We start from the raw sequence: 23,826 nt of genomic DNA, 5'->3' as shown, positions 1-23,826 counted from the left end.
GCCGACCGCATCCGAACGAACCGTTCCGAGGGGGAACCCAGGCCATGACCGAGGCCACGACCGACACCGACAAGCTGCGCTACTTCCTGCGGCGGGTGACCGCCGACCTCCAGGAGACCAGGGGCAAGCTGCGCGCTGCCGAGGAGAAGGACAACGACCCCATCGCGATCACGGCGATGAGCTGTCGCTTCCCGGGCGGCGTACGTGCCCCCGAGGACCTGTGGCAGATCATGATGTCGCAGGTCGACGCCCTGTCCCCGTTCCCCGAGGACCGGGGCTGGGACTTCGAGGGCCTGTTCTTCCGCGACCCCGACGAGCCGACCCGCAGCTATACGCTCGAAGGCGGATTCGTCTACGACATACCGGACTTCGACCCGGAGTTCTTCGGCATCAGTCCGCGCGAGGCACTGGCCATGGACCCGCAGCAGCGTCTGGTCCTCGAAGCCTCGTGGGAAGCCGTCGAGCGGGCGGGCATCGACATGGCGTCCCTGCGAGGCACCCGGACCGGGGTCTTCGTCGGCACGTCCTACCAGGGCTACGGCAGCACGGTGTTCGTCCCGCCGGAGGGAACCGAGATCTATCTCGGTGTGGGCAACACCAGCAGCGTCGCCTCCGGCCGCGTCGCCTACACCTTCGGTTTCAACGGGCCGGCCGTCACCGTGGACACCGCGTGCTCGTCCTCGCTGGTGGCCCTGCACATGGCCTGCCAGTCCCTGCGCAGGGACGAGTGCTCGATGGCCCTCGTGGGCGGCGTCACCCTGATGTCCAGCCCCGGTGCCTTCACCGAGTTCAGCCGTCAGCGCGGACTGTCGACCAGCGGCCGATGCAAGGCGTTCTCCGCCGACGCGGACGGCACCGGCTGGGGCGAAGGCATCGGCATGTTCCTCGTGGAGCGCCTGTCCGACGCCCGGCGCAACGGCCATCCGGTCCTCGCCGTCGTCCGCGGTTCCGCCATCAACCAGGACGGTGCGTCCAACGGTCTGACGGCGCCCAACGGCCCCGCCCAGCAGCGCGTCATCCGCCAGGCGCTCGCCGACGCGCGGCTGTCGGCCAACCAGGTCGACCTCGTCGAGGCGCACGGCACCGGAACCACCCTGGGCGACCCCATCGAGGTACAGGCGCTCGCCGCCACGTACGGGAAGGACCGTCCGGCAGGCCGCCCCGTGTGGCTCGGGTCGGTCAAGTCGAACATCGGTCACACCCAGGCCGCCGCCGGTGCCGCCGGACTGATCAAGATGGTGATGGCGGTGCAGCGCGGCGTGATGCCGCCGACCCTCCACGTGGAGAACCCCACCACACTCATCGACTGGGTCGACGGGGGCATGGCCCTCGTCGCCGAGCCGGCACCCTGGCCGGAGACCGGGCAGCCACGCCGTGGAGGGGTGTCCTCCTTCGGCGTCAGCGGTACCAACTCCCACGCCATCATCGAACAGGCACCGCCGGTGGAGGAGCAGGCCTCTTCGCCGGAGGAGCAGGAGCAGGAGCAGCGGACCGGCACCCCGGCACTCCGGGCACCGCTGGACAGTGCGAAGCCGCCGCTGGTCGTCTCCGCCCGTACGGAACAGGCCCTGCGGGAACAGGCCAGGCAGCTTCAGGCCCACCTGGTACGCCATCCGGACACCTCCACGACCGACATCGGCTACACGCTCGCCGTTCGCCGGGCGAGGTTCAGCCACCGTGCCGCTCTCATGGCCGACGCGTCCGGCGATTACACGTCCGCCCTCATGGCCCTCGCGGAGGGGCGCGAGTCGCCGGACGTGACCCAGGGCGCGGCCACCCGGACCACTCGTCCGGTGTTCGTGTTTCCGGGGCAGGGGTCGCAGTGGGTGGGTATGGCTGCGGGGTTGATGGAGTCCTCGGTTGTGTTCGGGGAGCGGTTGGCGGAGTGCGGTGCGGCGTTGGAGCCGTTCACGGACTGGTCGTTGTTGGATGTGTTGCGTGGTGAGTCGGGTGCTCCTGGTTTCGGTCGGGTTGATGTGGTGCAGCCGGTGTTGTGGGCGGTGATGGTGTCGTTGGCCGAGGTGTGGCGTGCTGCTGGTGTGGTGCCTGCTGCGGTGATGGGGCATTCGCAGGGTGAGATCGCTGCTGCGTGTGTGGCGGGTGGGCTGTCCTTGGAGGACGGTGCGCGGGTGGTGGCGTTGCGGAGCCGGGCGATCGTGGAGTTGTCGGGTCTGGGCGGCATGGTGTCGGTCGCGGAGCCGGTGGAGCTGCTTCGTGAGCGGCTGGTCAAGTGGGAGGGCCGGCTTTCGGTGGCGGCGGTGAACGGTCCGTCCTCCGTGGTCGTCAGTGGTGACGACGACGCGCTGGAGGAGTTGCTTCTTGCGTGCAAGGCGGACGAGGTGCGTTGCAAGCGCATCGATGTGGACTACGCGTCGCACAGTGCGCATGTGGAGCGGATCCATGACCGGCTGCTGGAGGTGCTGGCGGATCTGTCTCCGCGTGCGTCGAAGGTGCCGTTGTATTCGACGGTGACGGGTGAGTTGCTGGACACGGCGGGGATGGACGGTGAGTACTGGTACACCAACCTGCGCCGGACGGTGCGTCTGGAGGAGACGACGAGGGCTCTGCTGGACGCGGGGCAGCGTGTGTTCGTGGAGGTCAGTCCGCATCCGGTGCTTCAGCTCGGTCTGCAGGAGACGTTCGAGGCGGCCGACAGTGACGCGGTGGCGTTGGGGACGTTGCGGCGGGACGAGGACGAGGCCCGGCGCTTCATGACCTCCCTCGCCGAAGCACACGTCAACGGGGTGGACCCCGACTGGAAGACCCTGTACGTGGACCACACCCCCACCCACCTCGACCTGCCCACCTACCCCTTCCAGCGGAAGCGGTACTGGATCGATGACCTGCGCCCGGTCATGGACGCACCCGCCGGCTCCGCCGACGAACTGTCCGTGGCCGACGCACAGTTCTGGAGCGCCGTCGAGCAGGAGGACATCAGCTTCTTCGCCGACAGCCTCGCCCTCGAAGGCGGCGAGGAAGCCCGCTCCGCTCTGACGGCGATGCTGCCCGCACTCTCCTCCTGGCGCCGACGCAGCCGCGAGCTCTCCACCGTCGACGACTGGCGCTACGAGGTGTCCTGGCGCCCCATGCCCGAAGCCGCGACGAGCAGTCTCTCCGGGCACTGGCTGGTCGTCGTGCCCGAGGGCCACGACGGGGACGAACTCGTCCTGGCGTGCCTCGAGGCCCTGGCCGCCCACGGCGCCAGGACCCATACCGTCACCGTCGACGCGGGCGCGCTGCACCGCGACCTGTTCGCCGGCCACGACCTGCCCTCCGGTATCGAGGGAGTCCTGTCGCTGCTCACCCTGGACCGCGCCTGGCACGCCGACCACCCCGACGTACCACGCGGTTACGCCGCCACCGTCGCGCTGCTCCAGGCTCTCGGCGAGGCCGGGGTGCCCGCACCGCTGTGGTGCGCCACACGAGGGGCGGTCCAGGTGGGGCCCGCCGAAGCGCCGGACGGCGCGGAGCAGGCGATGGCCTGGGGCATGGGGCGCGTCGCCGCGCTGGAACACCCCGACCGGTGGGGCGGCCTCATCGACCTGCCCGCGACACTGGACGCACGTACGGGAGCGATGCTCAGCGGTGCGCTCGGCGGCGCCGGGGACGAGGACCAGCTGGCCATCCGGCCCTCAGGAACCTTCGTACGCCGGCTGAACCGGGCCCGCCTCGGCGCAGCCACCGGCTCCCGGACCTGGGACCTCAGGGGCACCACGCTCATCACGGGCGGGACGGGGGCCCTCGGCGGTCACGTCGCCCGCCGACTGGCCGGCGACGGCGCCGAGCACCTGCTGCTGGTCAGCCGCCGGGGCCCCGAAGCCCCGGGTGCGACCGCGCTGTGCGACGAACTGACCGCTCTCGGCACCCGCGTCACCGTCGCGGCCTGCGACGCCGGCGACCGCGCCGCCCTCGCGGACCTGCTCGCCGGAATACCGGCCGAGTACCCGCTGACCTCGGTCGTGCACACCGCCGCGGCGCTGGACGACGGGCTGCTCGACGCCCTCACCCCCGATCAGCTGGGCAGGGCCCTCCACGCCAAGGCACGAGCCGCGCAGAATCTGGACGAGCTGACCCGGGACGCCACGCTCTCGGCGTTCGTCCTGTTCTCCTCGTTCGGTGGCATCGTCGGCACACCGGGGCAGGGCAACTACGCACCGGGCAACGCCTTCCTGGACGCCCTGGCCCAACAGCGCAGGTCCCAGGGCCTGGTGGCCACCTCCATCGCCTGGGGCGCCTGGGGCGGCGGTGGGATGGCCGAAGGCGCCTTCGGAGACGTACTGAACCGGCACGGCCTGCGTGAGATGGCCCCCGAGGCCGCGGCCGGCGCGATGCGGCAGGCAGTGGAGCACGACGCAACCTGCGTCCTGATCGCCGACATCGACTGGGAACGCTTCTTCGTCGCCTTCACCGCGACCCGGCCCAGCCCGCTGCTCGCCGACGTGCCGGAGGTACGCCGGATCGCGCAGGACGGCAACGGCTCGTCCGGCACCGCTGCCGAGGAACCGTCCGCCCTGGCACAGCGCCTCGCCGGGCTCGACGACGCCGAGCAGGACGCCGTCCTGCTGGAATCGGTGCGCGAGCAGGTCGCCGCCGTGCTCGGTTTCCCCGGGCCGGAGGCCGTCAGCGTCAAACGTGCCTTCAGGGAGGTCGGGTTCGACTCCGTCACCGCTGTGGAACTGCGCAACCGGATCGGGGCCAAGACCGGTCTGCGACTGCCGGTGACCCTCGCGTTCGACTACCCGACTCCGGTGCGACTTGCCGCGTTCCTGCGGGAGCAGCTCGTACCCGACGGGGAGACCGTGGCCGAGTCCGTGCTCGAGGAGCTCGACCGGATGGAAGCCGCACTGGTGACGGTCGCGCCGCACGACGAAGGACGGGCCAGGGTGGTGCGGCGCATGCAGGCACTGCTCGCACAGCTGCAGGAGACACCGGCCGCGCCGGTCGGTGAGCAGATCGAGGCTGCCTCCGACGACGAGATGTTCGAGCTGCTCGGCAAGAAGTTCGGCATTTCCTGACAGGTCGTCTCCGGCGGCACGCACATCGCACCACACAGTTCCTGACAGAGGGGTCGCCCGATGGCGAACGAAGAGAAGCTCCGGTACTTCCTGAAGCGGGTCAGCACCGATCTCGAAGCGGCGCACGACCGGATCCGCGAGATGGAGGAGCGCGACACCGAGCCGATCGCCATCATCGGCATGAGCTGCAGGTTCCCCGGCGGGGTGCGCTCCCCGGAGGAGCTGTGGGACCTGGTCGCCTCCGGTGCCGACGGCATGACCTCCTTCCCGTCGGACCGCGGCTGGAACACGGACTCCGTGTTCCAGCCCGGTGCCGGGGGACAGGGATACGCCGGTGAGGGCGGGTTCGTCCAGGACGCGGGGGAGTTCGACGCGGCGTTCTTCGGCATCAGTCCACGCGAGGCGCTGGCCACCGACCCCCAGCAGCGTCTCCTCCTCGAGACGTCCTGGGAGGCGGTCGAGCGGGCCGGGATCGATCCGGAGACGCTGCGGGGGACCCGCACCGGTGTCTTCGCCGGGACCAACGGTCAGGACTACCCCTACCTGCTGATGGGATCGACGGGACTGGAGGGGTTCACGGGCACGGGAAGTGCCGCCGCGGTGGTCTCCGGGCGCGTCTCCTACACGCTCGGCCTCGAAGGTCCCGCCGTCACCGTCGACACCGCCTGCTCGTCGTCGCTGGTGGCTCTGCACCTGGCGGCACAGGCCCTGCGCCGGGGCGAGTGCACCCTGGCGCTCGCGGGCGGCGTCACGGTCATGTCGACCCCCGGTATGTTCAGCAGTTTCAGCGCGCAGGGCGGGCTGGCGCAGGACGGCCGGTGCAAGGCGTTCGCCGCCGCGGCGGACGGCACGGGATTCGCCGAGGGGGTCGGGGTCCTGCTCGTGGAGCGGCTCTCCGACGCCCGTCGGAACGGGCACCGGGTGCTCGCCGTGCTCCGCGGCTCCGCGGTGAACCAGGACGGTGCGAGCAACGGGCTGACCGCCCCGAACGGCCCGTCCCAGCAGCGCGTCATCGAGCAGGCGCTCGCCGACGCCTCCGTGACGCCGTCCCAGATCGACGTGGTCGAGGCGCACGGCACCGGTACGGTGCTCGGCGACCCGATCGAGGCGCAGGCGCTGCTGGCCACCTACGGGCAGGACCGCCCGGCGGACAGGCCGCTGTGGCTGGGCTCCGTCAAGTCGAACATCGGTCACACGCAGGCCGCAGCAGGCGTGGCCGGGGTGATCAAGATGGTCATGGCGATGCAGCGGGACGCGCTTCCGGCGACGCTGCACGTCGACGCGCCCACACCCCAGGTGGACTGGACCATGGGCGAGGTGCGGCTGCTGACGGAAGCGGTGCCGTGGCCGGAGACCGGGCAGCCCAGGCGTGCAGGCGTCTCGTCGTTCGGCATCAGCGGCACCAACGCCCACGTCATCATCGAGCAGGCCGAGACGCAGGCCGAGATGCAGGCCGAGATGCAGGCCGAGACGCCGCTCGGGACGACACCCGCACCCGCCCCGTCGCCCGGCACCGATGCGCAGACCGGGCCCGTCGCCCTGACCGTCTCCGCGCGCGGCGGGACCGCGCTGGCCGCGCAGGCCGCCCGGCTGCGCGTCCTGCTGGCCACCCGTCCCGAGTACGCCCTGGCGGACGTGGCCCACGCGCTCGCGACCACGCGCACCGCCTTCGAGGACCGGGCCGTGGTGGTCGCGGAGGACCGCGACGACGCCCTGCTCCAGCTGGAGGCCCTCGCGGACGGCACGGCCGGACCGGTGCGCGGCGCCGTGACCGAAGGCCGGGTCGCCTTCCTGTTCAGTGGCCAGGGCAGCCAGCGGCCGGGTACGGGGCGGGAACTCGCCGCGCGTTTCCCCGTCTTCCGTGACGCGCTGGACGAGGTGTGCACCCACCTGGACCCCCACCTCCAACACCCCCTGAAAAGCGTACTGTTCGCCGAGAAGGGCACCGAGCGGGCGGCCCTGCTGCACCGCACCGCCTACACGCAGGCCGCTCTGTTCGCGGTCGAGGTGGCACTGTTCCGCCTCCTCGCCGACTGGGGCATCCGCCCCGGCATCCTCGCGGGTCACTCCATCGGCGAGGTGTCCGCCGTGCACGTCGCCGGGATCCTCTCCCTGGACGACGCGTGCACACTGGTGGCGGCGCGGGGACGGCTGATGCAGGCGCTGCCCGGAGGCGGCGCGATGGTGGCCGTCGAGGCACACGAGGACGAGGTCGTCCAGGCGCTGGCCGACCGGACGGACCGTGTCTCGGTCGCCGCGGTGAACGGCCCCCGCTCCGTCGTCGTCTCCGGGGACGAAGCCGAAGTACTGGCGGTGGCCGCACACTTCGAGGCCCGGGGCCGCAGGACCAAGCGACTCGAGGTCAGCCACGCCTTCCACTCCCCGCACATGGATCCCATGCTCGACGAGTTCGGCAGGGTCCTGAGGGGCCTCACCTTCGCCGCTCCGGCCGTCCCGGTCGTCTCGAACCTGACCGGCCGGATCCTGACGGCCGAGGAGGCCGGTTCGGCCGACTACTGGGTCTCCCACGTCCGTCAGGCCGTCCGGTTCCACGACTGCGTACGGACCCTGGCCGGCCAGGGCGTGACGACGTACGTCGAACTCGGCCCGGACGGCGTGCTCAGCGCGATGGTCGCCGACTGCCTGGACGAGGGGGCGGACGCCTTCCCGGTCCTGCGGGCCGGACGCCCCGAGGCCGGGTCGGCGATCACCGCGCTGGCCCGTCTGCACGTACGCGGCGTCGACTGCGACTGGACGGCCCTGCTTCCCGCCGCCACCGCGGCGGTGGCCCTGCCCACCTACGCGTTCCAGCGCACCCGGTACTGGCCGGAGTCGCTCGTGTGGACAGCGGCGGCGGACGCGCGGGGCGGCGAGGACCCCGCGGAGGCGGGATTCTGGTCCGCGGTCGAGCGCCAGGACCTCGACGCCGTGACCGGTGTGCTCGCCCTCGACGGCGACCAGCCGCTCAGCACCGTGCTCCCGGCACTCGCCGACTGGCGGCGCGGACGGCGTGACCAGTCCGCCATCGACTCCTGGCGGTACGAGGTGCAGTGGCGCCACGCACCGGAACCCGACTCGGCCGTGCCCTCCGGTACGTGGCTCGTCGCGGGCCCCGAGGACGCCACGCACGACATCGCGGCCGCCATGGGCGCCCGAGGAGTCCGTGTCCTCCGCGTCCCGGCGTCCGGCGACAGCGCCCGGCTGCGGGAGGCCCTGGACGACGGCGGAGTCGCAGGTGTATTGGCCCTGACCGCCCTGTCCGGTGAGGGCACCCAGGGGCTGCAGGACACCCTCGCGCTCATACAGGCCCTGGCGGACGCCCGGCTGCGCGCACCGCTCTGGCTCGCCACCCGCGGTGGAGTCGCCGTCGGCGAGTCCGACCGGCCGGCCGCCCCGGAACAGGCCATGGTCTGGGGCCTCGGCCAGGTCGTGGCCGTCGAGGAACCCGGTCTGTGGGGCGGCTTGATCGATCTGCCCGAGGCTTTCGACACCCGTGCCGCCCGCCGCCTGTGCGGAGTGCTCGCAGACCCGGCGAAGCCGGAGGACCAACTGGCGATCCGGTCGTCCGGCGTCCACGTACGCCGCCTCGTCAGGTCCGCCCCCCTGCCGCCGGACACCTCCACGCCGTGGCAGCCCTCCGGCACCGTCCTGGTCACCGGCGGCACCGGCGCCCTGGGTGCCGTCGCCGCCCGCTGGCTGGCCCGCAACGGGGCCTCCCACCTGCTGCTCACGAGCCGCAGCGGCCTCGACGCCCCCGGCGCCCGGGATCTGGAGGCCGAGCTCACGCAGCTCGGAACACGCGTCACCGTGGCCGCCTGTGACGTCACCGACCGGGAGGCGCTGGCCGCCCTGATCGACTCCGTACCCGCCGGGCACCCGCTCACCGCGGTCGTCCACACGGCCGGTGTGCTGGACGACGGCATGCTCGGCTCACTGACACCCGAGCGGGTCGAGCGGGTCCTGCGTCCCAAGACCGACGCCGTCCTGAACCTGCACGAACTCACCCGCCACCTCGACCTGTCGGCGTTCGTCCTCTTCTCCTCGCTGGCCGCGACGTTCGGCAACGCCGGACAGGCCGCGTACGCGGCCGGCAACGCCTTCCTCGACGCGATCGCCGCCGTGCGCCGCGCCCAGGCACTGCCCGCCACGTCCATCGGATGGGGCGCCTGGGACGGCGCGGGCATGGCCGCCGACCCGCTGGTGGCCGAACGCGTACGCCGCGGCGGAGTGCCTCCGTTGCCGCCGGAACTGGCGATGCGCGCCCTGCGACAGGCGGTCGAGGGCGGCGCGCCCCACACGATCGTCGCCGACGTGGACTGGGAGAGGTTCGCCCCCGCTCTGCCGCCCGGCAGGTCCGCGTTCATCGGCGAACTCCCCGAAGTGCAGCGCCTGTCGGCTGCGGCCGGCACACCCGCGCCGGAGAAGGCGGCCGAGAACGCCCTGCACGAGCAGCTGGCGGGTGCCTCTCCGCAGGAGGCCGAGCGCATCCTGCTCGCCGTGGTCCGTGGCCAGGCCGCCGCAGTGCTCGGACACGCCTCGGCGGACGGAGTGCAGCCCGGCAGGGCCTTCCGGGACCTGGGCTTCGACTCGCTGACCGCCGTGGAGCTGCGCAACCTCCTCGGCGCGAGCACCGGACTCGCCCTGCCCGCCACACTCGTCTTCGACTATCCGACGCCGCTGGTCCTCTCCCGGCACCTGCGTGACGAACTCGCCGGGTCCCGGCCCGGGCCGGTCCAGGACGGCCCCGTCGCCGCCCTGGACGACGACCCGATCGTCATCGTCGGCATGAGCTGCCGTTTCCCCGGCGGGGTCCGGTCCCCGGAACAGTTCTGGGACCTCCTGGAGTCGGGGACGGACGCGGTCTCCCCGCTGCCCGACGACCGCGGCTGGGACATCGAACGGCTCTACAGCGCGGACCCCGACCAGCAGGGCACGTCGTACGTGCGCGAGGGCGGGTTCCTGCACGACGTCGCCGACTTCGACGCGGGCTTCTTCGGTATCGCGCCGCGCGAGGCGCTGGCCATGGACCCGCAGCAGCGGCTGCTCCTCGAGACGTCGTGGGAGGCGTTCGAGCGGGCCGGAATCGATCCCGATTCGGTGCGTGGGGGACGGGTCGGCGTCTTCGCCGGCACCAACAGCCAGGACTACACCGGGCTTCTGATGGGCTCGGCCGAGAGCGCCGAAGGCTTCGTGGCCACCGGCAACGCCGCCAGCGTGGTCTCCGGACGCATCTCGTACGCACTGGGTCTGGAAGGACCCGCGGTCACCGTCGACACGGCGTGCTCGTCGTCGCTGGTCGCCCTGCACCTGGCCGTCCAGGCCCTGCGCGCGGGTGAGTGCACCCTGGCCCTGGCCGGCGGCGTGACCGTGATGTCGACGCCGTCCGCGTTCATCGAGTTCAGCCGCCAGCGCGGACTGTCCTCCGACGGCAGGTGCAAGGCCTTCGCCGAGTCCGCCGACGGCACCGGCTGGGGAGAGGGCGTCGGAGTCCTCCTGGTCGAACGGCTCTCGGACGCCCGCCGCAACGGCCGTGAGGTGCTCGCGGTCGTACGGGGCTCCGCGGTGAACCAGGACGGTGCGAGCAACGGGCTGACCGCGCCCAACGGCCCCTCGCAGCAACGGGTCATCCGGCAGGCGCTGGCCGGAGCCGGCCTGACCGCCGACCAGGTCGACGCAGTGGAGGCGCACGGCACCGGTACGACCCTCGGCGACCCGATCGAGGCGCAGGCGCTGCTGGCCGCGTACGGGCAGGGCCGCCCGGCGGACAGGCCGCTGTGGCTGGGATCGGTCAAGTCGAACATCGGTCACACGCAGGCCGCCGCAGGTGTCGCCGGGGTGATCAAGATGGTGATGGCGATGCGGCACGGGGTACTGCCCCCCACACTGCACGTGGACGAGCCCTCGTCCCACGTCGACTGGTCGGCGGGCGCCGTTGCGCTGCTGACGGAACCGGTCGGCTGGCCGGAGACGGACCGGCCGCGCCGCGCGGGCGTGTCGTCCTTCGGCGTCAGCGGCACGAACGCCCACACCATCATCGAGCAGGCCCCCGCCGCCGTTCCCGCCCCGTCCGCTCCCGGGCCGGACGTCCCGCTCGACACCGGCGCCACCACCGCGTGGGTGCTGTCCGGCAGGACGCGTGAAGCCCTGCGGGACCAGGCGTCGAGGCTGCTGGCCGCCGTCGGCACCGCGGACCCCGCCGCCCTCGCCCACGCCCTGGCGACGACCAGGTCCCGCTTCGAGCACCGTGCGGCCCTCGTCGCCCGGGAGCCCGCCGACTTCGAGGCGGGCCTGCGGGTCCTGGCCGCGGACGGCTCCGCCGCGGGGATCGTGCGGGGGAGCGCCGCCGGCGACACGAGCCCGGTCCTCGTCTTCCCCGGGCAGGGCGCCCAGTGGCCCGGCATGGCGAAGGAACTCCTCGACACCTCCGGCGTGTTCGCCGCGCGCATCGCCGAATGCGCGGAGGCCCTGGCCCCCCACACGGACTGGTCGCTGGAGGACGTCGTACGGGAGGCCCCGGGCGCCCCCGGACTCGACAGGGTCGACGTGGTGCAGCCCGTGCTGTGGGCGGTCATGGTGTCGCTGGCCGGGCTCTGGGGTGCCTGCGGCGTCCGTCCGGCCGCGGTGATCGGCCACTCCCAGGGCGAGATCGCGGCCGCGACCGTGGCCGGCGCACTGTCCATCGAGGACGCCGCGCGCGTCGTGGCGCTGCGCAGCCGGGCTCTCCTCTCCCTGTCCGGCAAGGGCGGTATGGCCTCGGTCGGGGAGTCGGCCGGGCTGCTGCGCGAGCGGCTCACCGCATGGGGTGACCGGCTGTCGGTGGCCGCCGTCAACGGTCCTTCGTCCGCCGTCGTCGCGGGTGAACCGGAGGCGCTGGACGACCTCCTGAGCTCCTGCGAGGCCGACGGCGTACGCGGCAGACGCATCGCGGTCGACTACGCCTCGCACTCCGCCCAGGTCGAGGCCATCCGCGGGGAACTGGAGCAGCTGCTCACCGGGATCACGCCCCGCTCGTCCACCGTGCCCTTCTACTCGACCCTCACGGGCGCACTGACCGACACCGCGGCGCTGGACGCCGGATACTGGTTCCGCAACCTGCGTTCCACCGTGGAGTTCGAGGCCGCCACCCGCGCGGCGCTCGCCGACGGCCACCGCACGTTCCTCGAGGTCGGCCCCCATCCGGTGATGGGCCTCGGGCTCCAGGAGACGTTCGACGCTGCGGAGACCGAAGCGACCGCACTGGGCACGCTGCGCCGTGGTGAGGGCGGACCCCACCGCTTCCTGACGTCCCTGGCCGAAGCCCACGTCGCCGGTGTGTCCCCCGACTGGCGCGCCGTCCTCGGCGAACGTACGGGCCACGCCGACCTGCCCACGTACGCCTTCCAGCGCAGCCGGTACTGGCCCAGGCCCGCCGCGCTCCCCGCCCCGGCCGAACACCGGGACCCCGTCGACGACGCGTTCTGGGCCGCCGTGGACACCGAGGATCCCACCGCGCTGGCCGGAATGCTGGGAGCCGCCGACGACGACATGCGCCGCTCGTGGGAGAGCGTCCTGCCCTCCCTGACGTCCTGGAGGCGCGAACGCCGCGAGCAGACCGTCGTGGACGGCTGGCGCTACCGGATCAGCTGGAAGCCGGTCACTCCGGCCACGGCCCCGGCACCCTCCGGCACCTGGCTGATCGTCAGCCCGTCCGGGGTGCCGGACCAGGCGGGCGAGGCCGTCACACGTGAGCTGGTACGCAACGGGGCCCGCACCGTCCAGGTGCTCTTCGAGGCCGACGACACCGGACGGGCCATGGCGCTCCAGCGGCTCGGGGAGGCCCTGCCCGACGGAGGCAGGATCGAAGGCGTCCTGTCCTTCCTCGCCGAGGACGACCGCCCCGACCCGTTCCACCCGGTCGTACCGGCCGGCGTCGCGGCGACCACCTCCCTGATCCAGGCGATGACCGATCTGGACCTGACGGCACCCCTGTGGTGCCTGACCCGGGGAGCCGTCTCCGTCGACGGCTCGGGCCCGCTCACCGGGCCGGCCCAGGCGCAGGTCTGGGGACTGGGCCGCGTCATCGGCCTCGAGCACCCCGACCGCTGGGGCGGCCTCATCGACCTGCCCGCGGAACCGGACGAACGGACCGCCGCCCAGGTGTGCCGGCTGCTGGCGGGCGCCGGGGACGAGGACCAGCTGGCCGTCCGGCCACAGGGCGTCTTCGCCCGCCGCCTCGGACGCGCGCCCGCCGGTCCCCGGCCTGCCGCGCAGCCGCGCTGGGAGCCGCGCGGTACGGCCCTGATCACCGGAGGCATGGGAGCGCTGGGGTCCCACGTGGCACGCTGGCTCGCGAGCCACGGCGCCGAGCACCTGGTGCTGACCGGACGCAGGGGCGAGGCCACCCCCGGGGCCCTCGCACTGAAGGACGAACTCTGCGCACTCGGCGCCCGCGTGACGCTCGCTGCCTGTGACGTCGCCGACCCCGAGGCACTGGCCGCCCTGGTGAAGGAACTGGCACAGGACGACACGGCGCCCGTACGCACCGTGGTGCACGCCGCGGGGGAGAGCCTGGTCTCCGGCCTGGAGGAGAGCGACCCCGCCGAGTTCGCCCGGGTCATGTCCGCCAAGGCGGCGGGCGCGACCTCCCTCGACGCGCTCTTCCCGGCCGACTCGCTGGACGCCTTCGTGCTGTTCGCCTCCGGCGCCGGCGTCTGGGGCGGATCGGCGCAGGGCGCCTACGCCGTCAGCAACTGTCACCTCGACGCCCTCGCCGAGCGCCGCCGCGCCCGTGGTCTTGCCGCCACCTCGGTCGCCTGGGGCGGCTGGGCCGGCGGAGGCATGGTCGACACCGCAGCCGGGTCCACACTCACCCGCATCGGACTGCGCCCCATGGAACCCGAGGCCGCCGTCCGGGCTCTCGTCCAGGCGGTGGAACGGCAGGAGACCTGCCTGACGGTCGCCGACATCGACTGGGCCCGGTTCGCCCCCGCGTTCGCGATGGGCGGGCCCCGCCCGCTGATCGAGGACGTTCCCGAGGCCGCCGCCGCACTCCAGCCGCCCGGGGACGACCACGACGCGCCGGACGCCGGGGCCACCGCGCTCGCGGACCGACTGGCCGGAGCCTCGGAGTCCGAGCGGAAGCGGATGCTCCTGGATCTCGTACGTGCAGAGGCGGCAGCCGTGCTCGGACATCCCGCGGCCGATGCCGTCGACCCCCAACGGGCCTTCCGGGAACTGGGATTCGACTCGGTCATGGCCGTCGAGCTGCGCAACCGCCTGAACACCGCCACGGGGCTGCGCCTGGAGACCACCGTGGTCTTCGACGAACCCTCGCCCACCGGCCTCCGCGACCGGCTGATGCGCGAACTGCTGCCGCCGGACGCGGAACGCTCCGCCCAGGACGACGACGAGGCGCGGGTGCGTTCGCTCCTCGCCACCATCCCCATGGCCCGGATCCTCGAGTCGGGTCTCCTGGACGCGCTGCCGCGCACGGAGGATGCCGGGCCCCCGCAGGAGCGGCAGGCGTCCGAGTCCGAGGACCGGGTGGACGAGATCAACGCCATGGACGTCAGCGCCCTCGTCCGCATGGCGACACGTACGAAGGAAGCCTGATGCGACGAGCAGCGTGGAGCACATGATGGGGACGCAGGTCGAAGAGATCGTCGAGGCGCTACGGGCGTCTCTCGTGGAGAACGAACGGCTGCGCCGGCAGCACCAGAGCCTCGTCGACGAGCGGGCGGAGCCGATCGCGGTCGTGGCGATGAGCTGCCGCCTGCCCGGCGGTGTGCGGTCGCCGGAGGACCTGTGGCGCCTCGTCATGGATGGTAGGGACGCCATGTCCGCCGTCCCCGACGGCCGTGGCTGGGACGTGGACTGGCTGCGCGGGCTCGGCGACACGGGCATCACCCCCGAGGGCGGATTCGTCGACGACGCCGATGCGTTCGACGCGGCCCTCTTCGGCATCGGCCCGCGCGAGGCACTGGCGATGGACCCGCAGCAGCGGTTGCTGCTCGAGTCGTCGTGGGAGCTGTTCGAGCGGGCCGGGATCGACCCGTCGTCCCTGCGCGGCACCGGCACCGGCGTGTTCGTCGGCGCCTCCTCCTCGGGATACAGCGCCGGGATGTACGGCGACGCCCAGGGGAGCGACAGCTACCTGCTCACCGGCGGGGCGGGCAGCGTCATCTCAGGCCGGGTGTCCTACCTCCTGGGCCTCCAGGGCCCCGCGATCACGGTCGACACCGCCTGCTCGTCGTCCCTGGTGGCCATCCACCTGGCCGCCAGGTCGTTGCGCGACAAGGAGTGCTCGCTGGCGCTGGCGGGCGGGGTGACCGTCATGGCCACCCCCGGCGCGTTCGTGGAGTTCAGCAAGCAGCGCGGACTGGCGGGGGACGGCCGCTGCAAGTCGTTCGCGGCCGGCGCCGACGGGACGGGCTGGGGCGAAGGAGCGGGCGTCATCCTCCTGGAGCGGCTGTCCGACGCCCGCCGGAACGGCCGGAAGGTACTGGCAGTGCTGCGCGGCAGCGCCGTCAACCAGGACGGTGCGAGCAACGGACTCACGGCTCCCAGCGGGCCGGCCCAGCGCCGCGTCATCGCCCAGGCGCTCGCCGACGCGGGACTGAGCCCCCACGACGTCGACGCCGTGGAGGCGCACGGCACCGGCACAGTGCTCGGCGACCCGATCGAAGCCCGGGCCCTGATCGCCGCATACGGCCAGGACCGACCCGAGGGCCGGCCCCTGCTCCTGGGCACCGTCAAGTCGAACGTCGGGCACACCCAGGCCGCAGCCGGTGCCGTCGGCGTCATCAAGACCGTCCTGGCGCTCGGCCGCGGGACGCTGCCCCCGACCCTCCACGTCGACGCGCCCACCCCCCACGTCGACTGGTCGGGCGGCGAGGTGTCCCTGCTGACCGGTGCCACACCCTGGCCGGCCACAGGACGGCCCCGCCGCGCGGGCGTCTCGGCCTTCGGGCTCAGCGGCACCAACGGGCACCTGATCCTTGAACAGGCACCCGCGAGCGAGCCCCCCAGCGGCTCAACCACCGAGCTGCCCGTCGTCCCGATCCTGGTGTCCGCACGCACCGAGGAGGCCTTGAGGGGCCAGGCGGGCCGCCTCCTGGACCGGCTGCGCGACGATCCCGGTGGGTCGGCGACAGACCTCGGCCACTCACTGGCCGTCTCCCGCGCGGCACTCGACCGCCGGGCGGTGATACTGGCCGACGACCGCGACGGCCTCGTACGCGGGCTCACGTCCCTGGCCGCCGGGGAGGCGGCCCCCGGCCTGATCCGAAGCGTGCGCCGGGCAGGGGAGGGCACCGCCTTCCTCTTCACCGGGCAGGGCAGCCAGCGGCCGGGCATGGCGGACGAGCTCTCCGCGACGTTCCCCGTCTTCGCCGCGGCCCTGGACGCCGTCTGTGACGCGTTCGACCCGCACCTGGACACACCCCTGCGCGCGGCGATGTCGGGCGCGGCCCCCGAGAAGCTCGACCGGACCGAGTTCGCGCAGCCCGCGCTCTTCGCGTTCGAAGTCGCCCTGTACCGGCTGCTGGTGAGCTGGAGTGTGCGTCCCGACGCGGTGGCCGGCCACTCACTCGGCGAGCTGACCGCGGCACACGTCGCCGGAGTCCTGTCGCTGGAGGACGCCTGCACGTTCGTCGCGGCCCGCGGCCGCCTGATGCAGGCCATGCCGGACGGCGGACTCATGGTGGCCGTCGAGGCCTCCGAGCAGGAGGTGGCGGACCTCCTGGGTGCCGGCACCGGTCTGTCGATCGCCGCCGTCAACGGACCGAGGTCCGTGGTCCTGTCCGGAGACCGGGACGAGGTCCATGACATCGTGACCCTCTGGACGAAGCAGGGACGCAGACACAAGGAACTGCGGACCAGCCACGCCTTCCACTCGGCGCACATGGACGCCATGCTCGACGACCTCCGCGCGGTCGCCTCGAACCTGGCCTTCCGGCCGGCACGGACCGATCTCGTCAGCGCCACGACCGGCCTGCCCCTCACCGCGGACCAGGCGCTGAGCCCCGACCACTGGACGCGACACGTCCGGGAGCCCGTCCGGTTCGCCGACGCCGTTCGGCGACTGCGCGACGACCGGGTCGGCACCTTCCTGGAGATCGGCCCCGACGGGGTGCTCACCGCCCTCGCCCAGGACTGCCTCGCGGCCGGCGGCGGCGAGCTCGAGCCGCCCCTCCTCGTCGCGACCCAGCACCGCGACCGCTCGCCGGTGCGCGCCCTGTTCACCGCGCTGGCCGAGCTCCACGTGCACGGCCTCCCCGTCGACTGGGCGGCGGTCTTCGCCGGACGGGGCGCCCGTCTGACCGAACTGCCGACCTACGCCTTCCAGCGCCGCCGGTACTGGCCGGCACCTCCCGCGTACGCCCCCGGCCGGACAGCCCCCGGTCCCGCGGTCGTCGACGTGCCCGAGGACATCCCGCCGGCCGAGGCGTCGACGGCGCTGGCCGCGCGGCTGGCCGACGCCACCCCTGCCGGGCGGCACACGCTGCTCCTGGACGTCGTCACCACGTGGGCCGCCGCGGCACTGGGGCTCCCCTCGGCCGAAGAGCTGGACACCGGGCGGGACTTCCTGGAGCAGGGCTTCGACTCCCTGACCGCCCTGGAGTTGCGGAACAGTCTGCGGGCGGTGCTCGGTACCGAGGAGTTGTCGGCCACTCTGCTCTTCGACCACCCCACGCCGACCCGCCTGGCCCGGCACCTCTCCGCACTGCTGGACGGCGACGGCGACGGCACCGGAGCCGCAGCACCCGCGGCCGGGCCGGGCGGCGGCATTCTGGGATCCCTCCTCCAGCACACCCGTTCCACCGGCCAAGCCGTGGAGTACGCGAAGGTCCTGATGCAACTGGCGGAATTCCGCACCGTCTTCAACAGCGAGACACCACCCGCCCAGGCCGCGCCCGTGGTCCGCCTGGCGACGGGCGACGGCCCACCGCTCATCTGCCTCTGCACGATGTCGATGCTCTCCGGAGCGCACGAGTACGCGCGCCTGGCCGCAGGCTTCCGCGGGGAACGCGACGTGTACGCGCTCCCGCACCCCGGCTTCGCCGAGGGCGAGGAGCTTCCCGAGAACTTCGACGTCCTGATGCGCACGCACGCCGAGTCGGTGCTGCGCACGGTGGGGGACAAGCCCTTCGTCGTCACCGGCCACTCCGGCGGCGCACTGCTGGCCAACGCGCTCTCCCACGCTCTGGAGGGGCAAGGGCGTCCGCCGGCCGCCGTGATCCTGCTCGACAGCTATCCCGCCGACAGCGACGTGATGGCCACCTGGATGCCCGAACTGCTCGACGGCATGGTCGAACGCGACGACGCGTACACGCCCATGGACGACTACCGCGCCACGGCGTGGGCCGCCTACCTGCCCTTCCTGTACGCGTGCCGGGCGCAGCCCGTCGACGTCCCCACACTCCTCGTCCGCGCGGGGGAGCCCCTGCGGGCGTGGTCGGGAGAAGGCGACTGGCACGCCGTATGGCCGCTGCCCCACTCGGTCGCCGAGACCGAGGGGAACCACTTCACCATGCTCGGCGAACACGCGGGGCCCCTGGCCCGGCGGATGCGTGAATGGCTGACGGAGCAGGGGTGCTGAGAGCAAACGCACAGAATCCGCACCGCCGTCGTACAGGGGTCGGCGGACGGTAGATAGGGGTTGCCGTCAATTCGGCCGAATCCATAGTCTGCGGACTGGAGTCGACTTGGCGAGCCCGTTCCTTCGCATCAACTCTGCCCATGAATGGTTGAATTATGCCTGCCGAAGTGAAGCCGAAGATCGGCGACGATGCCCAGATATCGCTCGACGGTCAGGAGAAGGGCGAACTGACCCTTCTGGCCGAGCAACTGCGTGACGTCGCTCCACGCCTGAACGACGACCCCCGCTGGACGTCCGCCGCGCGGGAGCTCTCCTGTCGGCTGCCCCTTCGGCTGCGCGAGACGCTGCGCCGCTTCACCTGGAACTCCGGCCGTGAGGCCATGCTCCTGGTGCGCAACCTGCCGGTCGAAACGGAGACCGTCCCCGACACGCCGACGGTCCGCGGCTCCGTCCAGCGCGGGACCAGCACGCCGGCGTCCGCGCTGATGCTCATCGCGATGGCCATGGGCGAGGTGATCGCGTTCGAGAAGGAGAAGACCGGCGCGCTTGTGCAGGACGTGGTCCCTGTCCCCGGAATGGAACAATTCCAGGGAAATGCCGGATCCATCAAACTCAATATGCACACAGAGAACGCATTCCATGAGCACAAGCCCGACCTCGTGGGCCTGATGTGCTTGCGAAACGACCACGAGAACGTCGCCGGTCTGCGTGTGGCGTCCGTGCGCAACGCGGTTCCGCTGCTTTCCACCCGGGCCAGGGAGATACTCCACCAGCCGCGATTCGTGACCATGGCGCCGGCCTCCTTCGAGATCGCCGACGGCTTGGAGGAACCGCACGGGATCCTCGCCGGCAGCTTCGAGGACCCCGACCTCAAAGTGGACTTCAGCAGCACCATCCCGTCCGACGACGAAGCCGCGCAGGCGATGGCCGAGCTGGAAGCCGTCATCGAGCGGGTGGCCCACACGCTGATCCTCGGCCCGGGTGACCTGGCCTTCGTCGACAACCGGCTGGCCCTGCACGGCCGTAACTCCTTCCAGCCGCGCTACGACGGCCGGGACCGCTGGCTCCAACGCGTCTTCGTCCACCTGGACTTCCGTAGGTCCCGCGTCATGCGCAGGGCCGACGGCCAGGTACTCGGAGCCGGCGAACCGGTTCGCTGACCGGACGTGACGCACCACCGACCGACCCGAATCGAAAGAGGTATCCCCATGTCCGCGGGTGAGGACGACAACGTCTACAGCCGGCCCGTGTCGCCCACCGAGACATGGTTCCTGGTGTACCCCGAGTCGGTTCCCGGTGTGATCCAGATCGTCATCGAGGGAACCGGCCACATCGGTCACGACGAGCTGGTCCGCGCCGTGGAGAGGGCGTCCGCGGCCTGCCCCGGTGCCCGGCTCACCCGACAGGACATGACCTGGGTGGACAGCGGCGTGGCGCCGGTCGTGCGGGTCCTGCCCGGTGACCGGGTCGACCGGCGCACCTTCGCCGACGCGGCCGAACTGCACAGCCCGCTCATGGGCAAGGACGGCGGCCCCACCTGCGAACTCCTGCTCCTCACGGACGCTGAGTCCGACACCCTGATCGTGCGCGCGTTCCACGGGGTCATGGACGGCCAGGGCGTACGCGCCTGGGCGGAGGACATCTTCCGGGTCCTGCGCGGCGAGGACCCCGTGGGCGCACCGTCACGCATCACGGAGAACGAACTGATCGAGCAGGCCGGTGCCCCGCAGGAGCGGGATGTCACCCCCGACCTCGACTGGCCGTCCGCGCTCGGCTCCCGCCCGCAGGGCCAGCACGACTTCTTCTGGCGCAGGCGCACCGTCGACGGTACGCACCCCGCGCTGGTCGCCAAGATCGCCTGCGCCGTCACCCAGGCGTGCGGTCTGCGCACCGGCAGGTTCCTCGTCCCGGTCGACCTGCGCAGGTACCTGCCCGGAATCCGCTCGACCGGCAACCTCACGAACAATCCGCTGTACGAGGTGCGAGGGGACGCCGGCTGGGAGCAGGCCCAGGAACGACTGCTGTCCATCCTGTCCACCGGCCAGGACCTGGCTGCCCGTGTCGACCCCTCGCTGCCCGGCCAGAACCTGACGGAACTGCACCAGCAGATCATGGGGCTGGACGCCTACTCCGCGCAGAAGGGCTGTTACAGCAGCCTGGCCACGCTCTCCCACATGGGCCGTGTCGCCCCCGCCGCGTTCAGCACGGGTTCGTTCCACCCCACCACCGTCTACTCGCTGCCCAACTCCGGGCCCCTGGGACCGCCGGAGATCAACGCGGTCGAGTTCGGCGACCGCACCGAGATCACCATCGGCTGGTACGACGGCGCGCAGACCCCGGACCGCGCGGAGGCGCTGCTCGACCGCATCGAGGAGGCTCTCTCCCCGAAGGCCCACCGCGAATGGGACGGCAACCGGACCGAGCGGGCGCTCGCCCGTCCGGGAACGGCTGTCGACCAGTTCCGCAGGCAGGTCTCCCTCACGCCCGGCGCGATCGCCCTGACCGGGCCCGAGGGCGAGGTGACCTTCCGTGAGCTGGACCGGCGGGCGGACGCCGTCGCCGTCGCGCTGCTCGACCGGGGCATCGGACGCGACGACGTCGTGGGTCTGCTGGCAGGCCGTACGGTCGCGGCGATGGCCGCCATCTGGGGGGTACTGAAAGCGGGTGCCGCCTACCTGCCGCTCGACCCGCAGCAGCCCGACGACCGGCTCGCCGGACTGGTGGCGGACGCCGGTGCCACGGTGTGCCTGGCCGAGCGCGTCCACGCCGAGCGCCGGCTCACCCCGGACTCCGGCTGCGACGTGGTGGTGCTCGAGACACTGGAGCCCTCGGAGCGCCGCCCCGAGGGCGTCGAGGTGCGGCCGGAGGACCTCGCGTACGTCATCTACACCTCGGGATCGACGGGGCGCCCCAAGGGTGTTGAGATCGAGCACCGCCAGCTCGCCACGTTCATCAGCTGGGCCACCCGTGTCTACGGGGTGGATTCCACCACCAGGTTCCCGCTGTTCACCTCGCTCGCCTTCGACCTCTCCAACACCGCGATCTTCCTGCCCCTGCTGGCCGGCGGTTCGATCGCGCTGGTACCTGACGAGCCCAACCACGTGGTGCTGCGCGACATGCTGGAGAGTTCGGGTGCCAACGCGCTCAAACTCACCCCCACCCACCTCGATCTCATCGGCAGGCTGGGGCTCGCACCGACCGGTTTCCGGGCGGTCATCGCCGGCGGGGAACTCCTGCGTGGTGCCGTCGCCGACCGGGCCCAGCAGCTCTTCGGACCCCGGTGCGGCATCTTCAACGAGTACGGTCCCACCGAGACGACCATCGGCTGCATGACGCGGCGCTTCGATCCGGCACACGACGCGGACCTGCCTTCGGTGCCCATCGGCGTGCCGACGGACAACACCCGGATCCATCTGATCGGTGGTGACGGCCGCCATGTGGCCCCGGGCGAGGTGGGTGAGATGTACCTTGCCGGTGATCAGCTGGCCCGGGGCTACCGCGGCCGGCCCGATCTCGTCCGTGAACGGTTCACCGCACTCGCCGACGGCACCCGCGTCTACCGCAGCGGTGACCTGGCCAGGATGCTGGACTCGGGCGAACTGGAGTCCGTGGGCCGTAACGACGAGCAGGTCAAGGTACTCGGCTACCGTGTCGAGCCCGCCGAGGTCGCCAAGGCACTGGAGGAACACCCGGCCGTGGCGACGGCCTTCGTCACCGGCCTGGTCAGGCCCGGCACCACCGGCAAGGTGCTGTGCGCCTTCGTCGTCCTGCGCGAGGAGGCCACCGTCGACCAGCTCACCGACCACGTCGCGGGCCGTCTGCCCCGCTACATGGTGCCGGCCACGACGACGGTCGTGGCCGAGCTCCCCCGCACGGTCAACGAGAAGGTCGACGTCGCCGCGCTGCCGGTGCCGTTCACCGGGCCGCAGGCCGATGCCGCGGCCGCGGAGGCGAAGTCCCGTGGCGAGGTGGAGGAGGCGGTGGCCAAGATCTGGGCCCGCGTCCTGGCGGTGGACGTCAACCGGCTCGGTGCCGGCGCGGACTTCCACCGGCACGGCGGCGACTCCGCCACCCTCCTCGCGATGCTCGCCGCGGTCAGCGACGAGGTCGTGGGCTCCCGACGGGAGCGGGAGTTCATGGCGTCCCTGCCGGCGATCCTCCGGCAGCCCACGCTCGCGAAGGTCTCGGAGATCGCCGAGCACACGCGTGACGGGCAGGGGGCCACGGATGGCTGACCAGGGGCCGGGACGCATCGTGGCGATCAGCGACGTCCACGTCCGCTACGACGAGAACAGGAAGATCGTCGACCGGATCAGGCCGGACAGCGACAAGGACTGGCTGATCGTCGCCGGTGACGTCGGTGAGATCGTCTCGGACATCGAGTGGGCGCTGCGTACGCTGCGCGACCGGTTCGCCCGGGTCATCTGGGCGCCGGGCAACCACGAACTGTGGACCGCCCCCGACGACCCCGTGAAACTGCGGGGTGAGTACCGCTACCAGCACCTGGTGGACATCTGCCGCAAGCTCGGCGTGTCCAGCCCCGAGGACCCGTACCCGGTCTGGGAGGGAGAGGGCGGTCCTGTCGCCGTGGCACCGCTCTTCCTCCTGTACGACTACTCCTTCCGGCCGCCGGGGACGTACTCGAAGGCGGCGGCACTCCAGGTGGCCGAGGAGGCCGGGGTGGTCTGCAGCGACGAGTTCCTGCTGCACCCGGACCCCTATCCGAGCCGCGAGGCCTGGTGCCGCGCCCGTGTGCGGATGACCGAGGCGCGTCTCTCGGCTCTTCCCGACGGCCTGCCCACCGTCCTGGTCAACCACTGGCCGCTCGTGCGCGAACCGACACGGGTGCTCTGGCGGCGGGAGTTCGCGCTGTGGTGCGGAACCACGGCGACGGCCGACTGGCACACGAGGTTCCGTGCCCGGTCGGTGGTCTACGGGCACCTCCACATCCCCAGGGTGATCCGATGTGACGGCGTGCCGCACCAGGAGGTCTCCCTGGGATACCCCCGCGAATGGCAGCGGCGTCAGGGCACCCCGGGCCGGCTGGTCCAGATCCTGCCCGCCGTCACCTCCCCTCACAGAGAGCCGGTGCGATGACCGTTCCGCACGAACGTTCCGCCGGAGTGATCGACCCGGCCACGCGTGGCCGGGTGGCCGAGCTGCTGGCGCTGCGTGAGCAGGCCCGGCGTGGACCGAGCGACCGGGCGACCGAGGCGCAGCACGCCAAGGGGA

6 protein-coding genes are annotated in these 23,826 nt (G+C 72.3%); all 6 read left to right on the top strand.

From position 1 onward, the window contains the following. The first annotated feature begins 44 nt into the window (after positions 1-44). A complete protein-coding gene (locus ABZ441_RS30290; RefSeq protein WP_358979997.1) occupies positions 45-5,015 on the top strand; it encodes a type I polyketide synthase in 4,971 nt (1,656 codons plus the stop codon). 60 nt (positions 5,016-5,075) lie between these two features. Beyond that, entirely contained in the window at positions 5,076-14,606 is a 9,531-nt protein-coding gene (locus ABZ441_RS30285) for a type I polyketide synthase (RefSeq protein WP_358979995.1), read from the top strand. A 22-nt stretch (positions 14,607-14,628) separates the two neighbouring features. Then, entirely contained in the window at positions 14,629-18,594 is a 3,966-nt protein-coding gene (locus ABZ441_RS30280; RefSeq protein ID WP_358979993.1) for a beta-ketoacyl synthase N-terminal-like domain-containing protein, read from the top strand. A gap of 155 nt (positions 18,595-18,749) precedes the next feature. Continuing rightward, on the top strand, positions 18,750-19,754 hold the full coding sequence (locus tag ABZ441_RS30275) for a TauD/TfdA family dioxygenase (RefSeq protein ID WP_358979991.1): 1,005 nt from the start codon (positions 18,750-18,752) through the stop codon (positions 19,752-19,754). 48 nt (positions 19,755-19,802) lie between these two features. Next, entirely contained in the window at positions 19,803-22,829 is a 3,027-nt protein-coding gene (locus ABZ441_RS30270; protein WP_358979989.1) for a non-ribosomal peptide synthetase, read from the top strand. Next, on the top strand, positions 22,822-23,691 hold the full coding sequence (locus ABZ441_RS30265; RefSeq protein ID WP_358979987.1) for a metallophosphoesterase: 870 nt from the start codon (positions 22,822-22,824) through the stop codon (positions 23,689-23,691). Before ABZ441_RS30270 ends, ABZ441_RS30265 begins: the two co-directional genes overlap by 8 nt. Positions 23,692-23,826: the final 135 nt, after the last annotated feature.

Source organism: Streptomyces sp. NPDC005752 (assembly GCF_040630715.1).
In the GTDB taxonomy this organism is placed as follows: domain Bacteria; phylum Actinomycetota; class Actinomycetes; order Streptomycetales; family Streptomycetaceae; genus Streptomyces.
This window is presented reverse-complemented; position numbering and strand designations above follow the sequence as displayed.

Coding starts and splice junctions, on each gene's coding strand:
- ABZ441_RS30270 (WP_358979989.1), top strand. CDS start 19,803: ATGTCCGCGGGTGAGGACGACAACGTCTACAGCCGGCCCGTGTCGCCC.
- ABZ441_RS30290 (WP_358979997.1), top strand. CDS start 45: ATGACCGAGGCCACGACCGACACCGACAAGCTGCGCTACTTCCTGCGG.
- ABZ441_RS30265 (WP_358979987.1), top strand. CDS start 22,822: ATGGCTGACCAGGGGCCGGGACGCATCGTGGCGATCAGCGACGTCCAC.
- ABZ441_RS30285 (WP_358979995.1), top strand. CDS start 5,076: ATGGCGAACGAAGAGAAGCTCCGGTACTTCCTGAAGCGGGTCAGCACC.
- ABZ441_RS30280 (WP_358979993.1), top strand. CDS start 14,629: ATGATGGGGACGCAGGTCGAAGAGATCGTCGAGGCGCTACGGGCGTCT.
- ABZ441_RS30275 (WP_358979991.1), top strand. CDS start 18,750: ATGCCTGCCGAAGTGAAGCCGAAGATCGGCGACGATGCCCAGATATCG.